The sequence below is a fragment of the Tepidibacter hydrothermalis genome (assembly GCF_029542625.1).
Taxonomy (GTDB): domain Bacteria; phylum Bacillota; class Clostridia; order Peptostreptococcales; family Peptostreptococcaceae; genus Tepidibacter_A; species Tepidibacter_A hydrothermalis.
Window position 1 is genome coordinate 1,031,561 of the sequence record NZ_CP120733.1, and the last position, 17,616, is coordinate 1,049,176.

At 27.0% G+C, this 17,616-nt stretch carries 11 protein-coding genes and 1 pseudogene; 6 read left to right on the forward strand and 6 right to left on the reverse strand.

Annotation, left to right across the window (positions count from 1 at the left end):
- Positions 1-447: 447 nt before the first annotated feature.
- Entirely contained in the window at positions 448-1,485 is a 1,038-nt protein-coding gene (locus tag P4S50_RS04405; RefSeq protein ID WP_277733348.1) for a DUF3800 domain-containing protein, read from the reverse strand.
- A 661-nt stretch (positions 1,486-2,146) separates the two neighbouring features.
- Here P4S50_RS04405 and P4S50_RS04410 point away from each other — a divergent pair.
- From P4S50_RS04410 to P4S50_RS04415, 3 genes and pseudogenes are all read left to right on the forward strand, one after another.
- On the forward strand, positions 2,147-3,892 hold the full coding sequence (locus P4S50_RS04410) for a hypothetical protein (protein ID WP_277733349.1): 1,746 nt from the start codon (positions 2,147-2,149) through the stop codon (positions 3,890-3,892).
- Positions 3,893-4,171: 279 nt separating this feature from the next.
- Positions 4,172-4,681, forward strand: a pseudogene (locus P4S50_RS20135) (thioredoxin domain-containing protein); the annotation flags it as partial.
- 96 nt (positions 4,682-4,777) lie between these two features.
- On the forward strand, positions 4,778-6,259 hold the full coding sequence (locus P4S50_RS04415; protein WP_331489727.1) for a thioredoxin domain-containing protein: 1,482 nt from the start codon (positions 4,778-4,780) through the stop codon (positions 6,257-6,259).
- A gap of 78 nt (positions 6,260-6,337) precedes the next feature.
- Here the strand turns inward: P4S50_RS04415 and P4S50_RS04420 are convergent, their stop codons facing one another.
- Positions 6,338-6,529: an EscE/YscE/SsaE family type III secretion system needle protein co-chaperone gene (locus tag P4S50_RS04420; protein WP_277733350.1), complete on the reverse strand. Its 192-nt coding sequence runs from the start codon at positions 6,527-6,529 to the stop codon at positions 6,338-6,340.
- A gap of 84 nt (positions 6,530-6,613) precedes the next feature.
- Positions 6,614-7,204 (reverse strand): 3'-5' exonuclease, encoded by a 591-nt coding sequence (locus P4S50_RS04425; RefSeq protein WP_277733351.1) that lies wholly within the window; start codon positions 7,202-7,204, stop codon positions 6,614-6,616.
- A gap of 156 nt (positions 7,205-7,360) precedes the next feature.
- Between P4S50_RS04425 and P4S50_RS04430 the strand changes: the two genes are divergently transcribed.
- The 3 genes from P4S50_RS04430 (at position 7,361) to P4S50_RS04440 (ending at position 10,015) form a co-directional block, all read left to right on the forward strand.
- Positions 7,361-7,840, forward strand: coding sequence for a QueT transporter family protein (locus P4S50_RS04430; protein WP_277733352.1), 480 nt, complete (start codon positions 7,361-7,363; stop codon positions 7,838-7,840).
- Between the two features lie 158 nt (positions 7,841-7,998).
- Complete coding sequence (locus P4S50_RS04435; RefSeq protein WP_277733353.1) at positions 7,999-9,033, forward strand: FAD:protein FMN transferase; 1,035 nt, start codon at positions 7,999-8,001, stop codon at positions 9,031-9,033.
- 499 nt (positions 9,034-9,532) lie between these two features.
- Positions 9,533-10,015: a GNAT family N-acetyltransferase gene (locus tag P4S50_RS04440; protein WP_277733354.1), complete on the forward strand. Its 483-nt coding sequence runs from the start codon at positions 9,533-9,535 to the stop codon at positions 10,013-10,015.
- A 30-nt stretch (positions 10,016-10,045) separates the two neighbouring features.
- Here P4S50_RS04440 and P4S50_RS04445 read toward each other — a convergent pair whose 3' ends face one another.
- From P4S50_RS04445 to P4S50_RS04455, 3 genes are read right to left on the reverse strand one after another with little or no spacing between them, the layout of a single operon-like run.
- Entirely contained in the window at positions 10,046-11,092 is a 1,047-nt protein-coding gene (locus P4S50_RS04445; RefSeq protein WP_277733355.1) for a flavodoxin family protein, read from the reverse strand.
- A 24-nt stretch (positions 11,093-11,116) separates the two neighbouring features.
- A complete protein-coding gene (locus P4S50_RS04450) occupies positions 11,117-12,370 on the reverse strand; it encodes a lactate/malate family dehydrogenase (RefSeq protein ID WP_277733356.1) in 1,254 nt (417 codons plus the stop codon).
- A gap of 16 nt (positions 12,371-12,386) precedes the next feature.
- Positions 12,387-17,237: a nicotinate-nicotinamide nucleotide adenylyltransferase gene (locus P4S50_RS04455; protein WP_277733357.1), complete on the reverse strand. Its 4,851-nt coding sequence runs from the start codon at positions 17,235-17,237 to the stop codon at positions 12,387-12,389.
- Positions 17,238-17,616: the final 379 nt, after the last annotated feature.

Consider the following 17,616-nt stretch of genomic DNA (forward strand, 5'->3'; position numbering starts at 1 on the left):
TAAATTTGACAATATTTTTAATATACTTTATTTATTATGTATGAAAGTTTAGAAAAACCATTATACTTGTTTTAGGGTATAAATGAATCTAACTTATGTCCAATAAGTTATAAATATGACATAATATAGATGTCATGCTAATACTTTTTGTATGTAAGTCAATATTTTATGAATGCTTCTACACAGCCTATATTCTTAACTATATAAGATTAGGTTAGTAACACAACTATTTTTCGTGATATCAAAAATTTCTTCGATAAATGAATATATGAGATTACAAACAGTGGTCCTTATTTGTGTAAAATTTAAATTCTATTTTAATGTACGCCCAACACAGTAGGAGAGAGAGAAGCATAAGTGTATTCGTATTTAGAAATAAAGTAATCCAACTTAGTTATAGAAAACTTAAACTACAAACTTTCTATAAAAAAGATATCGTTACTTGTCTTAGAAATAGTTCATCCATTTCTGAAATGTTTCTTCAGCAATCATAAAATGGGTTAGTTGTGGATTGCCCCATGATATAATGTAAGGTTTTAAAGTTGTCAATAGTTCTCTGTCAATATTATCTAAACTTTTGTTGAAAATTAATTTCTTAAGTATATAATTTACTGTTCCAACAGTAATATCCGCACATTGTATAAGCGTATTATTTTTAGAATCTTCAAATGATAAAGATTTTATAGAATTAAAGAATATCTTACGTTGTTTAAATGCATATCTTATTTTGTCATTACGATCATTGAAGAAAAGATTTGATATATTGTTCATATTATCGCGATACTCTTTTTGATTGTCATGTATAAAGTCTATACTTAAACGCTCTCTAGTCCCATAGTTATCTAATATTTGAAAAAGTGTGTATAAAGAAAATATATTAGGAGCTTGATTTTTTTCCAATCCTATTTCATCGTTTAAATTATCACTAATAAGAATCTTAGAATTGAAAACCTTATTTGATAAATCAATTTCATTTATTTCTTTTAATTCTTTAGATATCAATTCTATAGATTGGCACATTAAATTATAATCCAAATATCTATATGCTTCTGCAAAATTACTTAATACATAATCACTTAATTTATATATTATTTCTGCATATTTTTTAACAGGTAACGCATCTTCATTATATGTTATTTTTCTAGATACCATATTGTTGTACTCAGGGTCTAACAGTACATCAACCACTCTTGCAGCAATAGCAAATTTTTTATGAACTATTGAGAAAAAGGGTAAATAATCATACCTAACCATACACTCAATTACAGATTTTATTTTTCTTCTTCCCCTTGAAGATTTTATTAATTTAGTTGATTTTATTTCATGTGCACTCTCTAAAATGCAAGCTATGTCATCAATAAATTCTATATTAGAACTATTATTGCATTTATCTAGCCATCCTCCCAACACAAAAAAAGGGTCTTTCTCATCTAAAAAATTGTTTCCTGTATTACCGGATTCATCACAGAAAAATTTAATTCTCATTTATATCTCCACCTTTATTAATTTACCATTATTTTTTGTTTTTAATTATTTACTTTTCTCACTATATTTTTTCATGAAATAACTAAAAATGCAACTTTTGTTTCATGAATTTTTTTATAGGGGGTAGTTAAATTTATAAACCGCAAATCTATCTACAATTTAAAGTGGAGGAGTTCGCCATTTATGGTAGTTGTCCTAATAGTCCTCTTACATAACAGAGCTGTATGAATTAAAAGTTATTAATATGATATTTACGAAATATAAAAAGAAACATATCATATATATAATATTTATTCCTTTGATTTTACATCTTTTATAAAATCTAAATTATTATATATTAGACATATATAATATGTTGAAAATGAGATAAAATTTCTTATCAAGACTAAATTTAAAAAAGTCATAAAAACAATGATTATACAGTCTATTTCTAAATAAAAAGACCACAAATTTATTGTTAATCTAAATGAGTTTGTGCTTTATTGCAAGTAACCTAGAATTACTTTAAAAAGTACTATTTCTCTTAAATAATCCTTCAACTAGCTTTTATGGTATAATTTGACTATAAAATCAAAATTAATCCCATAAATGTATATTGATGGAAATATAGAGTTGGCACTAAAAGTAGTTAGAGGAAATAAAAAAGCTTGGAGGTATCTAAATGAAAATCAAGTATTTAGCAAATAAACGAAGATCGAAATATTATTCAAATGATATTTTACAATGTATAATTACAGACATAAGTAAGAGTTACAACGTATCGATTACAAATGAAGAGATATTTGAAGGTTATGCTATATCAAAGAAAATAGCTATAGGTAATTGTGATGGAAAGATTGCTGATATTGGCCTGTTTGAGAATGAATATTCAGGTCATAGCTTTTTTAGAATTGAAATTGAAACCCATTCTTTGATAAATCAAGATCTTATTTTTTTATTAAAATCTGATTTGTTAGGAGTACTTAAGCAATACTATAAAGCAACAATTGTTCAGCAAGATGATCAGACAAGAGAATTGTGCAAATTACTTTATGATAAAATTCATGATGTTGAGAATAGAATGAGAAATATCGTAAATACTGTTATGACATATCATTATGGACTGAACTGGTATGACGAAAATATTCAAGGAGAAGAATTTAGAAGAGTGCTTAATCCTAATAATGATTGGTACTCAAAGAAATATCTATCTGATCTTAGTATTAGAAAAACAGTGTATAGTCTTTACTTTAAACAAATTGTGGGTATTTTAGTTCACAATACAAACGATAGTATTAATAATGAACTCTATAATAAAATTATGAAACTTAAGAAGGATACAGATAGTATTGATACAGAAATAATAAAATGTATCGATAAGCCAAAATCTTATTGGGATGAGCATTTTTCTAGTCTATTTAATATAGATTTTCTAACTCAATGGGAGGATTTAAATAATAGACGTAATGTTATTGCTCATAATAAATTATTAGTTAAAGATTTTTATGAAGATACTCAGAGATTGCTTGATGAAAGACAAAATGAATTAATTGAAGTCCAAGAGAAGATTAATAAAGAGTTCGATGAACGTTATATAAATTTTATACAGAGTGTACTACATGAAGAAGCATTAGAAGCGGAATTATGGGAAGACTATCAGGATAGTATTTATGAGCAAGTTGGATTAAGTAGATTCGACGAAGATAGTGCACAGGACTTCATTGCACAGTCGAATGATTTTACAAATTTCAGCAGAAGTATCAATACGTATTTTGAGTATTTTGATAGTATAACCAAAGATATGTTGAATAATATTGAGTTGGAATTGGAGTCTTTTGACAGAAAAAGTTTCAAAGAAAAAAAGAAAGTGTATTCTCAAATGACTAAAATGCTAAATTCCGTTTTTGGTAAATCCTTAGAGTTCGATAAGTACAAAAACGAGAGTGAATTAGACATATGTTTTGGAAATTTAATAGAATATTTTGATGAAATAATATCTGATTTTGAGGACTCGAGAAGCACTGAGTACATTATGGATTTTGTTAATGATAAAAGTATTTGTTACTATGATATATTCGGCAATGAAATTAATATAGCAATCGAGTATGATTTCTATTATGAAGCAGGTGGAGAGAACACATATCCGATACTCCTAGTACACAAGTATAGTGATCACTTTTTTGAGTTTTTTAATAAACTCGATCAGTCAAAATATCTTATGGACGATTATCCATTTAAATCTGTATTAAAGTTTAAAGAAAATTCAATAGTTGCAAGAGGATCTATTCAGTTGACTTTTGGAGATTACTCTATTGTTGATTCAACTTTTTATCCTGAATCATGTGATGGAGTTGCAATTAGTGAATTTACGATTCAAGACTATTTAGAGGATTATAAAAGGTACTTAAATCATAGGTTAAATGTTTAGATATGCACTTTTGTACATACCCTTTGAGTAAATATAATAAAACAATTCTCTTTTTTATAAAAATAAATATAATTAAAATAATTAAGAACTCAATTTTGATTAAACTTTTTTCAAAAGTGAGTTCTTATTTTTATGATAAATCAATGGTTTTGATGATTATTATGATCAAACTTTTTTATAAAACCACAATAATAATTTATAAATTAAACAGATAAAGAAAATATTGTTTTTATAATAGGTAATAATAAAAATGAAATTACTATGATTGGAGGTGGTAATATGACAACAAATAATAGAGTGCCTAATAGATTAGCTAAGGAAAAGTCTCCTTATTTACTCCAGCATGCTTATAATCCAGTTGACTGGTTTCCTTGGAGTGATGAGGCTTTTCAAAAAGCTAAATCAGAAGATAAACCTATCTTCTTATCTATTGGGTATAGCTGAATTTGCTGTTGATTATGTACTTGTCATTGGTGCCATGTTATGGAAAGAGAAAGCTTCGAAGATTGTGAAGTTGCAGATATTTTAAATAAACATTTTATTTCAATTAAGATAGATAGAGAAGAAAGACCAGATATAGATTCGATATACATGTCATTTTGTCAGACATTAACTGGACAGGGAGGGTGGCCTCTTACTATTATTATGACATCAGAGAAAAAACCATTTTATGCAGGTACATATTTTCCTAAAGAAAGTAAATATGGAAGACCTGGTTTGATTGATATATTAAAACAAAGTTCAAAACTATGGAATGAAAAAAGAGAAGATATTGAGAAATCTAGCGAGCATATTCACAGTGTAGTTTCAAAAAGTTTATGTATAAATGAAAAAAGTGATATGTCAAAGAGTGTGATACATGATTCATTTGGTGAATTAAAGGATATGTTTGATACTAGATATGGAGGTTTTGGGAATGCACCTAAATTTCCAACTACTCATAATCTTTCATTTTTACTAAGATATTATAAAGCTACAGGAAAAAAAGAAGCATTAGAAATTGTTGAAAAAACTTTAGAGAGTATGTACAAAGGTGGGATCTTTGATCATATAGGATTTGGATTTTCTAGATATTCTACAGATCGAAAATGGCTAGTTCCTCATTTTGAAAAAATGCTATATGACAATGCATTGATTGTTATTACTTATTTAGAAGTATATCAACTGACACAAAATGATTTATACAAACAAATTGCAGATAAAATATTTACTTATGTGCTTAGAGATATGACCTCTAATGAAGGAGGATTTTATTCTGCTGAAGATGCGGATTCAGAGGGAGAAGAAGGAAAGTTTTATGTTTGGAATAAAGAAGAAGTAAAATCTGTTTTAGGAAAAGAATATGGAGAGATGTTTTGTAAGCATTATGATATAACGAATGATGGAAATTTTGAAGGAAAGAGTATACCAAATTTAATAAAAACTTCTTTGAGTGAAACTGAGAACGACATAGACTTAAAAGAAAAATTAGATGAATGTAGAGATAAATTATTTAAATATAGATTAGACAGGATACATCCTCATAAAGACGATAAAATATTAACTTCTTGGAATGGGTTAATGATTGCTGCCATGGCATATGGAGGAAGAGCACTAAACAATCTAGATTATATAAATGCATCAAAAAAAGCTGCTAAATTTATATTAAATAATTTAAGAACAGAAGATGGACGACTATTAGCGAGATATAGAGAAGGCGAAGTAGCTCATCTAGGTACTATTGATGATTATGCATTTATGATTTGGGGATTAATAGAATTATATGAAACAACTTTTGATATAGTATACCTTCAAAATGCTATAGATTTAAATAATGATATGATAAATCTATTTTGGGATGAAAATGAAGGTGGATTATTTATAACTGGAAAAGATAGTGAAGAACTAGTTGTAAGACCAAAGGATATCTATGATGGTGCTACTCCTTCTGGTAATTCTGTAGCTACTATGAATATGTTAAGGCTAGCAAAGCTTACAGGGAACCAAGAACTAGAAGAAAAAGCTATGTCACAATTTAACTTATTTGCTGGAAAGATAAAAGAAAATCCAAATTCTTATAGCTATTTTATGATGGCATTCTTATTTTCTAATATAGATACAAAGGAAGTTGTTATTGTAGGAGATAGAAATAATAAGGATACACAAACTATGTTGGAAAATATCAATAGCAGGTTTTTACCATTTACAACAGTTATACTTAACAATGGAAATCCAAAATTATATGAAAAAGTACCTTTTGTAAAGAATCAAGGTATGATTGATGATAAAACAACAGCTTATCTATGTGAAAATTTTTCATGTAATAGACCTACTTCAGATATAGAGAAGTTTATAGAATCATTAACTGAGGTTAATTATCTAGAATAACGATTAAATCAAGATATTAATACTACATTAATTTAATTAAAAAATCAGGCGAATTTATCGCCTGATTTTTGATATTATCTATTCTTGATAAGTATTTAAAGTGTTGTTAACAGATTGCATAGCACCATTAACAGCATTTAAAGTCTCTTGTATTTTTTGTCTGTTTTGTGGTTTCTCTACTGTACTAAGAGCATTATTTAGGCAATCAGTAGCACTTTGAAGTTGTTGTTGAACCATTTGTACATGTTGTTTAGCATTATTATTTTGCATTTAAAAATCCCTCCATAATATATTGATTTTGTGTTACAAATATATTATGTCTTTTTTAAAAAAGATAATTCACAGATTAATAAATTACAAATTATAACCAAGTTTTTTTGCTTTATAATAGCAAGATACAAGTGCTGCAACATCATATCTTGCATCATGAAAGTTTACATCATTACAGTTAAAAAGTCTTTTAGCTCCGTCTAAAACTTTATCAGGTTTTACTTGAAGAAACTGCATAGATTCTTCAAGTCTAGGTTTTTTTATTCTTCCACTTTTATTTTTCAAATTCATTATAGGCTTGAAATATTCCATAGTACAAAAAAACTCATGTGGATACCATACAATACCACTAAGTCTATTAAATTCAGCTTCCACAAATTTTCTATCGAAGTTTACATTATGAGCTATAAAAATGCCTCCTTGCAAATCATTTGCAACTTCTTTATAAACATCTTCAAACTTTTGACCATTTGATAATGATTTTAATATATCTACACTGAATCCGTGTACTTGCTGTGCAGAGGGTTCTACATAATCTACATCAAAAAAGAAGTTTTTAGAATATGCAACTTTTTCCTCGCCTTTATCATTTATATCACATACACAGTATGTAAGTTGAAGTATTTGGCCTGGACTTAATCCGGTTGTTTCAGTATCTATAAAAACTTTTTTCATAAAAATCTCTCCTTATTAAAACTATTAGTGCGATTATTACAATTATACACTATTTTAGAGATTGATTGTATTGTGAAATTTATGTTATAATGAAATGCTGCTGAAGTGTTCACCTTGCATAACCACTTCTAAAAGAAAACAAGGAGGTATGATAATATGAAATTAGATTCTAAAAAAATAGCAATTATAGGCATAGTTGCCGCTATTTATGCTGTAGCTACTATAGCTATAGCACCTATAAGCTATGGTGCTATCCAATTTAGGATATCAGAAATTTTAACTTTACTTGCATTTATAAATCCTATCTATATACCAGGTTTGGTTTTGGGATGTATTATAGCTAATTTATTTAGTCCACTTGGAATGGTGGATGTTGTAGTAGGAAGTACAGCTACACTTATAAGTGTATACTTAATAAGTAAGAGTAAAAACTTATTAATAGCAAGTCTTTGGCCGAGTATAATAAATGGCTTGATAATCGGAGCAGAGCTTCATTATCTATTCAATTTACCGTATTTAAGTTCAGCAGCGTATGTATTCATTGGAGAATTTGCAGTGGTGACAGTACTGGGATATCCGGTATTTAAAACTATTTTAAATAAAGAGAGTTTTTTAAAAACACTCAAACTAGGATAAAAAAGAAGAAACAATTAGGGCAAGCTAATTGTTTCTTCTTTTTTAATGGAAATACGAATTTTGACTTATTCAAAGAAATTAATTATAATAGATAGTTAGGTAGTGATAATTAATATCATTAATGAAATATATAAATATAATTTGAAAGGAAAGTACATATGAAAAAAATTGTAGCAATGATTTTAACTATAAGTTTAATACTTGGAATTACAGGTTGCGCTAATAAAGAAATAACTCCTGTTTCAAGGGAAACATTTGCACTTGGAACAATAATAGATTTTAAGGTTTACGATAAAGATCAAGATAAGTCAAACCAGGTTATAGATGAATGTATAGAAAGAATAAAGGATATAGAAAAGAAAATGTCTGCAAATATGGACAATAGTGAAGTGACGAATGTAAATAAAAATGCAGGTAAAGAAAGTGTTGAAGTAAGTAATGAAACTATGTATGTAGCAAAAAAATCACTTGAATATAGTAGAATTACAAATGGAAAATTTAATCTCACTGTATATCCTTTAGTAAATCTTTGGGGAATAGGGACTGAAAATGCTAGAGTTCCATCTCAAAGTGAGATAGATCAAGCAATAAGCAATATAGATTATAATGACGCTGTATTTGATGAAACTGAAAATACTATATACTTAAAAAGAGAAAATCAAGGTATAGACCTTGGAGCTATAGCAAAAGGATATGTTGGAGATGAAATAAAGAAGATTTTTGTGAAAAATGATATCAAATCAGCATTTGTTAATTTAGGTGGAAATGTAATGGCATATGAAACTAAAGTAGATGGATCAAAGTGGAGAATAGGAATACAAAATCCTTTAGATACTAGAGGTGAATATCTTGGGGTTATAAGTGTAAAAGATAAATCTATAGTTACATCTGGAAATTATGAGAGATATTTCGAGCAGGATGGAAAAAGATATCATCATATATTAGATGCTACAATTGGATATCCTGCAGATGCAGGACTTATAAGTACAAGTATAATAACAGAGAGTGGAATAGATGCAGATGCTCTATCTACTAGCGTTTATTTGATGGGGCTAGACGAAGGAATGAAGCTTATAGAGTCAATAGATGGTGTAGACGCTATATTTGTAACTAAGGATAAAGAGGTCTATACAACATCTGGACTTAAAGATAATTTTGAACTTACAAATGAGGAATTTACGTATAAAAAATAAGGATGCTTGCATCCTTATTTTTGTACAATAATATGTATGTTTGAAAAATACATATTAAATTATTTTTTAGATTTAATCTCAAAATAAAGGACATTAAAATACCGCTAATGTGGCAAATGTTTTTAATAAAACTAAAAATTCCATCTTATTGAATATCCTAAAAGTTCTAAACTCCCTAACGGTCAGACAACGAACTTTTTTAACGCATATTCAAACGCTGTAATTCAAGTTTTATACAAAAACATTTAAAACATTCGCTAACATTTTAATGTCCTTTATTTTATAACTTTAAAGTTTAATCTCTAGATGGGTTTAAATTGATAGTTCTTGATAAACAACAGACTTAAAAAAGAACTTAGATTTCATTTGTTTTATTATTTAGTTTATGCATTTATGAAAAATTAAATGGTTTTAAATAGAGTGAAAGTTGTCAAATCAGGCAAATATAAAGAAAGGGACGATATAGGAAATCTAAACTTACAATTAGTAGGAGGATATAATGGAAGATAATATAATTGAAATTATTGAATACGATAGAAAGTATAAAGATGAATATATTAAACTTAACATGAGATGGTTATTGGAGTTTGACTTACTTGAAGAGAAGGATGAGGTAATGATTCAAAATGTTGAAAGAGAAATTTTAGATAAGAATGGAAAAGTTTATCTATTGAAAAAAGATGAAAAAATAATAGGAACAGTTGCTCTAAAACCATCATCACATAATACTGTTGAAATTTTAAAATTGGCAGTGGATAGTGATTTTAAAGGATTAGGACTTGGAAGCAAATTAATGGAAAAGGCTATTAAAGAGTCCTATGAATTAGGATACAAAAATATAGTTCTGTATACAAATAGCAAATTAAAAGCTGCTATTGGACTATATGAGAAATTGGGTTTTAAAAAGATAGCTTTAGATGATAGTCACTATGAAGAGGTAGATATAAAGATGATTTATGAAATAAAAAGAACTAAAAAATAGGAATAAAGCGATTAACTAATCGCTTTATTCCTATTTTTTTATATTATCCATAATATGATCTGCAAATTCTTTTGCTTTTAAATCTATATCATCTACATTTAATATGCTCTTTGGGTCATTTGCAGTTGCCATTAAAGAAAAATTAGGTGGAATGTGAAAACCTTTGTTTATATTTAAAGCTCCTATCAGTTGTTTTGCTACTGAGTCACTTCCTGAATTTCCAGAAACTATTATAGAAAATATGGTTTTGTCGTAAAACTTCATTTTTCTATAAAGTACTGTAAGACGATTTATAACGGCCATAAGCTTTGCAGATATAGCGTCGTTGTAGTTTGGACATATCCATATTATACAATCGGCTTTTTTTATACTAGGCAAAAGCTCTTTAGTTATAGTTCCTCCATAAAAACAACTGTCGTTTTCGCTATAGTGCTTACATGCTATATAAGAACATCCTTTACAATCTGTTATTGTTCCGTTTTCAACGTGAAATTCGTTGATTGTACAGTTATTTAAGTGTTTTTTTACAATATTCCATAGCATCAGTGTATTAGATGTCTTATAAGAGCTTGCATGAAGTGCCAGTATATTAGGGTTATCTATAATTTCATAGTGTTTCTTCATAAAGTTTTTAATTAGTTTTTTAGATAGATGAAAATATATATTATCAAGTTCAAGTCCTAATCTTTTTTTCCAAGTCATAAAGTTGTTTAAATTCTGTGTAGCTTCAATTAAGGGGTGCCCTATAAATGAACACCCGATTTGATTTAGTAGAAATATTATATTTTGAGATGTGCTCTTTGTATATAATTCATTTGGACTTTGAACTATTAATATTGCACTTGAGTTACTTAAAGAATAGTTTCCTCTTTTGTATAATTTAGATATTATAGAGAATAAAGTGTTGTTAAATCCACAATCATCAATTTCTAATGCAAATAATATTTTTTTATCTTTAAGATCAGGTAAGTTTAAGTCATCTTCGATCCATACAGTATTTAAATCATTGGTTAGATTATATATAAATGATTTGAATTCTTGCGATGCATTTGGAATTACAATATAAAGAGTATCCATAATAACACTTCCCTCGATTAAATATTAGAATTTAGAGCAATCTATATCATTTAAATCTTTGTAAGTATTCCTTATTCTATTCAGTAATTGTTCTGGAAGATGTAGCATTTCTATTTCTACTCCAGATTGTGTCAATCTGTTTTTAGCTCCCATAAATACATCGCCCATATAAGTTGAACTATAGTTCCAATTCCCCTTCATAGTATTTATAAGTGATAGTGCACCTGAAGATAAAGCTGGAGCAATGTAAGGTTTAAACCCTGTATTTCTAACATCTATATTTGCATTTATAGCTTTATTAGTAAGATTTAAAGATAATTCTTCATTGTAGTTATTTATACTATTAGCTATTATAAGGCCTTTTCCATGAGGACCAAATGCTCTTCCTTCGGATATATAATTTTCTGTATTAGAATCTTTCTTAGAGTAGTATATAGCTCTTGCATTCATAACTCCAAGACCATATCCTCTAATTTGATCTGAACTTAGACCAAGAAAGTCTAAATTCCCATTTTTATCTTTATTACTAGATATAAATGAAACTTTACAAAGTGGATCAACAGGATCTGATACCACTGAAAATATTCCTTTGAAATTAGAATTACGAGCTTTTTTTGCGTAATGACTTACTATCTTTGCATTTTCCTCAAATTGAATCATTCTAACATCCGATACTTTTGACCCTACAGGAGGTATTCCTTTTGAAGCACAAAATACGAACATATCACAGTTAAACAATTCATCTTCTTTTACTATACTTATTGTAGGCATAGATTCATCTGAAAATGGATCTATTATTTGATTCATCTCATACTCTAACCTTTTAAGATTATCTTTGTTTAATCCGTATAAACCTATAGAGTCTATAGTATTTCCGCCTAAAAGTTTAAGACCAATCAAAAGGGTAGAGCCCACATCACCAAGTCCTACTATATTTACTTTCCATGATTCAGGTAAAGTGTAATTTGTAAATTCTTTCCAATTAGGGTAGTTTGTATTTATACCCATAACTTTTCGATCGTTTATTTTATCCATTATCCATAAAGGAGTGTTAAATTCAAAATCATCACATATATTTATTAAATTTATATTTTCTTTTTCTAGATAAATTAGACTTGGATGTGCAATAGAAAATATTCTTCTTGAATTTAAAGGATTTAATCTATTTAAAAAATATATAGTATTTTCACTATTCATTGCTTCGGTTTCTGATATTTCATCTAAATCGTAATTAAAGTTTGAAAATAACACTTTATCATCTAATTTATAAAAAAACATTTAATCATCTCCAATTCTAAACTATTATATTTTTCATACGCTTTAAAAGTTCTAAGTCATTTTCTAAATAATGAGATGGATTTAAATTTAGATCGTAATTCATATTTTTACCATGATCTAGATATCTAGGTGCCTTTAATACCTCACCAAGGTGATTTAAAGTTAGTTTTCGCTTGTGTATTTTTTCGTATTCTTTTTCTATAGATTTTAGTATATCTATAGAGTTTTGGATACAAACTCTTGATAATTCGTATAAAGACGATTTAGATGCATTTTTTACAAAAGACAAAGAGGTATAAGGGAATAACATATTAATAGAAGGAATTAGATTTCTTTTAGGAGCAACTCCTCTCCATAGAGTATCTCCTCCTATAAATGGATACATTGCATTTTCATTAAACCATAGTCTTAGGTTTGGAATAAAATAAGCACAGTCTATAGCCCTATTTTGTATATCCATAAGTTCTTTACCTCTACCTGATAATATACCAACTATAATTTTATTAACATTTACATTTTGCTCCTTTAATATAGGATCAATAGCTTTTATTCGATATCCTTTATTCAAAATATCGTCTATAAGAATCACATTTTTATCAAATGATGCTATTGTTTTAATCTGACTTTGAAGGTCAAGGTAGTAAGGATATGAAGCAATAGTAAAATCGGTTAAGCTAGGATTGAATAATTTTTCTGTATGAAGAGATTTAGTAACAGTGTTTGGAACTACAATTCCTTTTAATAGGTTACCAAATGGAACACACATAGAATCTCCAAGCTTTCTAGGTTTTGAGGTTATAGTAGGAACTTTATTTTCATTACATACCTTTTGTATTAAATTTTCATATAAAATTGTTTTATCAAAAGATAAAACAAGGTTTCCAGGATAAATAGAGCTGAGTGATTTTTGCAATTTTTTTCTGGATTTTAATATGGTTTTTTTTACATTATTGCTATCTACAAATGGAGCTTTTATAAAAGATTCAACATCCAATGTCAATACACAAGGATTTGTCATATTGACTATGTAAATAGGATCTAAATCTTCATCTGATACTTCTAAAAATCCTTGAAGTTTTAATGTTTCGTGAACGGATTTAGTCAAATTATCATTATTCTTGTATATAGCATAAGTATAGTCTCTTTTTATACAAAAAGATAAAACTTCTGTTATTAATATTTGTTCTAGATTTTTTATTTCATAGTCGTTTACACATGATATATAATCTACTACAACTGCTTTTCCTATTACATTTTGGCGTACGTATTCAGAGGTGGAGTGATTTTTAAACTCTTTATAAAGCATACTCCAATTTAGTTGATGGAATAAGCAAAATCCTAATAGTTTATTATTTTTACTAGAATCTTGTATATACAAGATCTTGGTATTGCATGCTTTTAAATTATTATAAAGCTTTTTTATATTGTAATTATTTCCACCTGAAAACTCTAAATCTATTCTATTTATCAAATCTTCAGATATATCAGTGACTACATTTATATCTATAGATATAGTCTTCATAAGAGCTTTATATTGAGGTTCTCTTTGGTACAATCCTTTTTCATATATATACTTTTGTGAAAGAGGGTCTAAAAGCTCTGAAATATCTCTATCTTCATCTATATAGTCTCTTATTTGTGTAGAACTCACATCTTCGTATTGAGCAGGTAAATTAAGTAGTATAGCATTTTTTTCTAGTTTATCAATTTGAGACTTAAGTTTATTATCAAGATTAGTAGAATCTTTTATATTTCTTTTGAAAATAATATGAGAAAAATTGTGTATAGAATAATCGGAAACAGTTTTTTTGTATGCTGATGCATTAAGTATTACATCGCTTCCTATTACTATAGAAATATCAGATTCAGGAAAACTGTCACTAAGTATTTTTAAATCCTTAGGATTAGAAATATTAATAGGTATATCTTCTGGATATAAGTAAATATTAGGCTCATTAGCTATAGACATATCTATTATATTTCTTCTAAATAAATTAGGTTGAGCTTTTTTTGACCAAGAAAATTCATCTACAGAAAGATAAACTTCAAATCCTAAATTTTGAATAGCTTTAGCAATTTCCTTGTGACCAACAGAAAAAGGATCGAAGGTGCCTGGGAAGAAAGCTACTTTAGATGGAACATTTATAGAGATATCTTTCTTTGCAAATGTATATTCATTTATGAATCTATATACTTGATTTAAGGTTGCTGCATTAGTAAAAAATACTATATCTTTTGATTCGATTGAATCTATTAAAACCAATAGTTTTTTAGCTATGAGTTTAAATATATTCTTCTTGCTTTCCATATTAAGTCTTTTAGATGCAAATATATGTCTTCCTATGACTTTGAATGAAGTCTGCTTAATATGATAATCATAATGAGCAAGTCCATTGAGCAAAATTCCTAACATTTTTGTAAGTCTTTTGTTTGAGATATCTTCATTTTCAGAGAATCTATCTTTGTATTTAGGATAATTTTTTAAAGTGATTCCAACTGTTTCAAGAACTAATGATGCTATTTGGTTGTTTGATTGCTTTATTTTTTGAGTAAAATCATCTATAATTTCGTCTAGTTCAATTGGTTGCAGGTAAAGTATGATTTCACCTAAATAATCAGGTATATATTTACTAAATTGATATTTCTCTATTTCAAGAGATCTAAGGAGTTCTATTGAAATATCATTTCTTTCTTCAAGTGATAGGTAAGGCATTATTTTTATGATATTTTTCCCAGCAGTATTTCTAACGCTTTCTATACCGCTTACTTTTAAAAGGTTACAAAAGTGCATAGCAGTATAAGCCATATTGTTTAAATTTTTCACATTGTATTCAAATAATAAATCTATATTAATCTTTTTTATAATCCAAGGAGTTAAAGTTTTTAAATTGCTTAAAAATACACTTCCTATTTTGGATTCATCACTTAAATAGAATGATTTGTACTTGTTTAAAGTGGTAGTATTTAAATTTAATTTAGTTGAAATTTTAAATTTTAAGAAATTTTCTGCTGATATTGTAGATTTGAATATGCTTTTTTCAAAGAATTCATTTATATTTTTGTTTGAATTAAAATTATTATTTTCTTTATTTAAAATTATATAGATTATATTTAAAGCGGATATTCTTATATTATCATTGTCACTGTTTAAAGCGGATAATATATAATCTATAAGTACAAAATCATCATTTGTTATAGGGATATATTTTATTGCATTTATTAGATAAAGCTTAATACTGTTATTTTTATTGAAGTATTTTTTATAATAACTAAATACTATCCTTTTATAGGTCTTGATTTGAGACTCATTACAATTTTTAAATAATGAAGAAAACATAACTGATATATTATATCCTATCCATTTTTTATGAATTTCTATTATTTTATGGTCTGGATTTATAAATAAGTTTAGGTAATCACATAAAAGAGAATAGCTAGTAGTAAGAGGGTTATTCAATTTAACATCATTAGGTATTTCTTTTCTGTAATTTTCATCGAATACTGCTATTAAATTACCTATTAAATATGCACATTGCTTTCTTATATCCTCATCAGGATGAACTAAATTTTCATATAAAAATTTTAACATAACTATTTTTTGGTTTTGAGTTAAATAGGTTGAATATTCATCAAAAACTTGAAGATATTTTCTTATATTGTCTCCATCATTCTCGCTTCTAGCAAGTTCTAATATGTAATTAAGAGAATATTCATTTCTAAGTTTGTGCATCAAATTTATATTGTGATGAACTGATAAATATTTTATGTTATCTATTATTTTATTTCCAGTTATTAAAGAGTAGTATGGTGTTTTTATTTTATCTAAATTTAAGTCAGAATATCCTAAATCCACACCTATATGAATTAGATAATTCTCAAAATCTTTAAGTTTTGCATAGACTTTTGAATATCTTTTTTTCTTTAAGTCATCTACATTATCAAGTTTTTGAAGTATAATATTAAAAGATTCGTTTAAGCTAAATATACTCATCTGAGAATTATCATTGTTTTTAACACGAAAATCACAGTATATAAGTATTAAAGATTCTATAGAAAGATTTTCAAGCTCTAGATCCCAAACAGAGTGATTGAGAGCTATATGACCAATGTATGTTATGTGATGTTTTTTAAACCATTTATCAGTATAATAATAATGTAGATAAGGAACACGTTTTGATTCACTTTTTTTACATCCGAATTTTCCTAGATCATGACCAGCAGCACTTCCAGAAACTCTTCCTAAGTCTATAGGAATTCCCAAGTTTTTAATTTGTCGTGCTATACCAAGTGCTAGATGATGTACTCCACATATGTGATCTAGTGTATTGTGATTTAGAATTTCTTGATTTAGCTTCATCATTTCATATATGTATTCGTTATTGAAATATCTTAAAAAACGGGTATATTCTGATTTTGCATCAAGTGAATCAATTTCGTTCTTATCTAAAAAATTTAGAGGATATTGTATATAAAAACTTGAAGTATTAAATGTCTTTTCGTATTTACAAAATACTCTAATAATTTCTATATATATATTACAAGCAAGTTTTATAGGTTCGCAAATGTCTGCTGGATCTATTTCTACAGAGTCTGGAAATGATTTGTATAAAATCATATTGTAGGTGTAGCTTAGCCAATCAGATTTACTTAAATTGGGGTGGATATTGTCTAATATATTTTGGCAAAGGTTTAATATAGATTTACATGTATAGTCTCGGTTTTTTATCATATTATTTATATTTGCTATAAACAAATAATTATCTATATTATTTTTTAAAAATAAACGTGAAATCTTGTCAGAAAGATCTAGATTTAATACAGAATCTAGTATTTCTTTATGTATATCTATTACAATATCTTTTTGCATCAATAAAACACCTCCATACAATAAAAAAGTTCTTCTTTAAAAAAATTTTAAGTGTAAACTTTTTTGAAACTCATAAAGGAAATTATATTTATACACAGTTTGAAGATGATTATAATTTCCTATTCGTTATAAAAAAATTTAATACATAGGATTATACCAATTTTAGTATTTTAGATAATTATACTATGTATTATTGACTCTAAATATAGTTAAATTCATATAATTTAAATTATATATACAAAAATTCCCTGAGTGCCAACGCATAGCTAATGTCGCCAATGAGTTCTAACAGGCTTGGATGCTCAAAAAAAGTTGTTAATTTAGTTCTTTAATCAATGCAATACTATAGATTGGAAATTATATAATTTTATTAAAGATA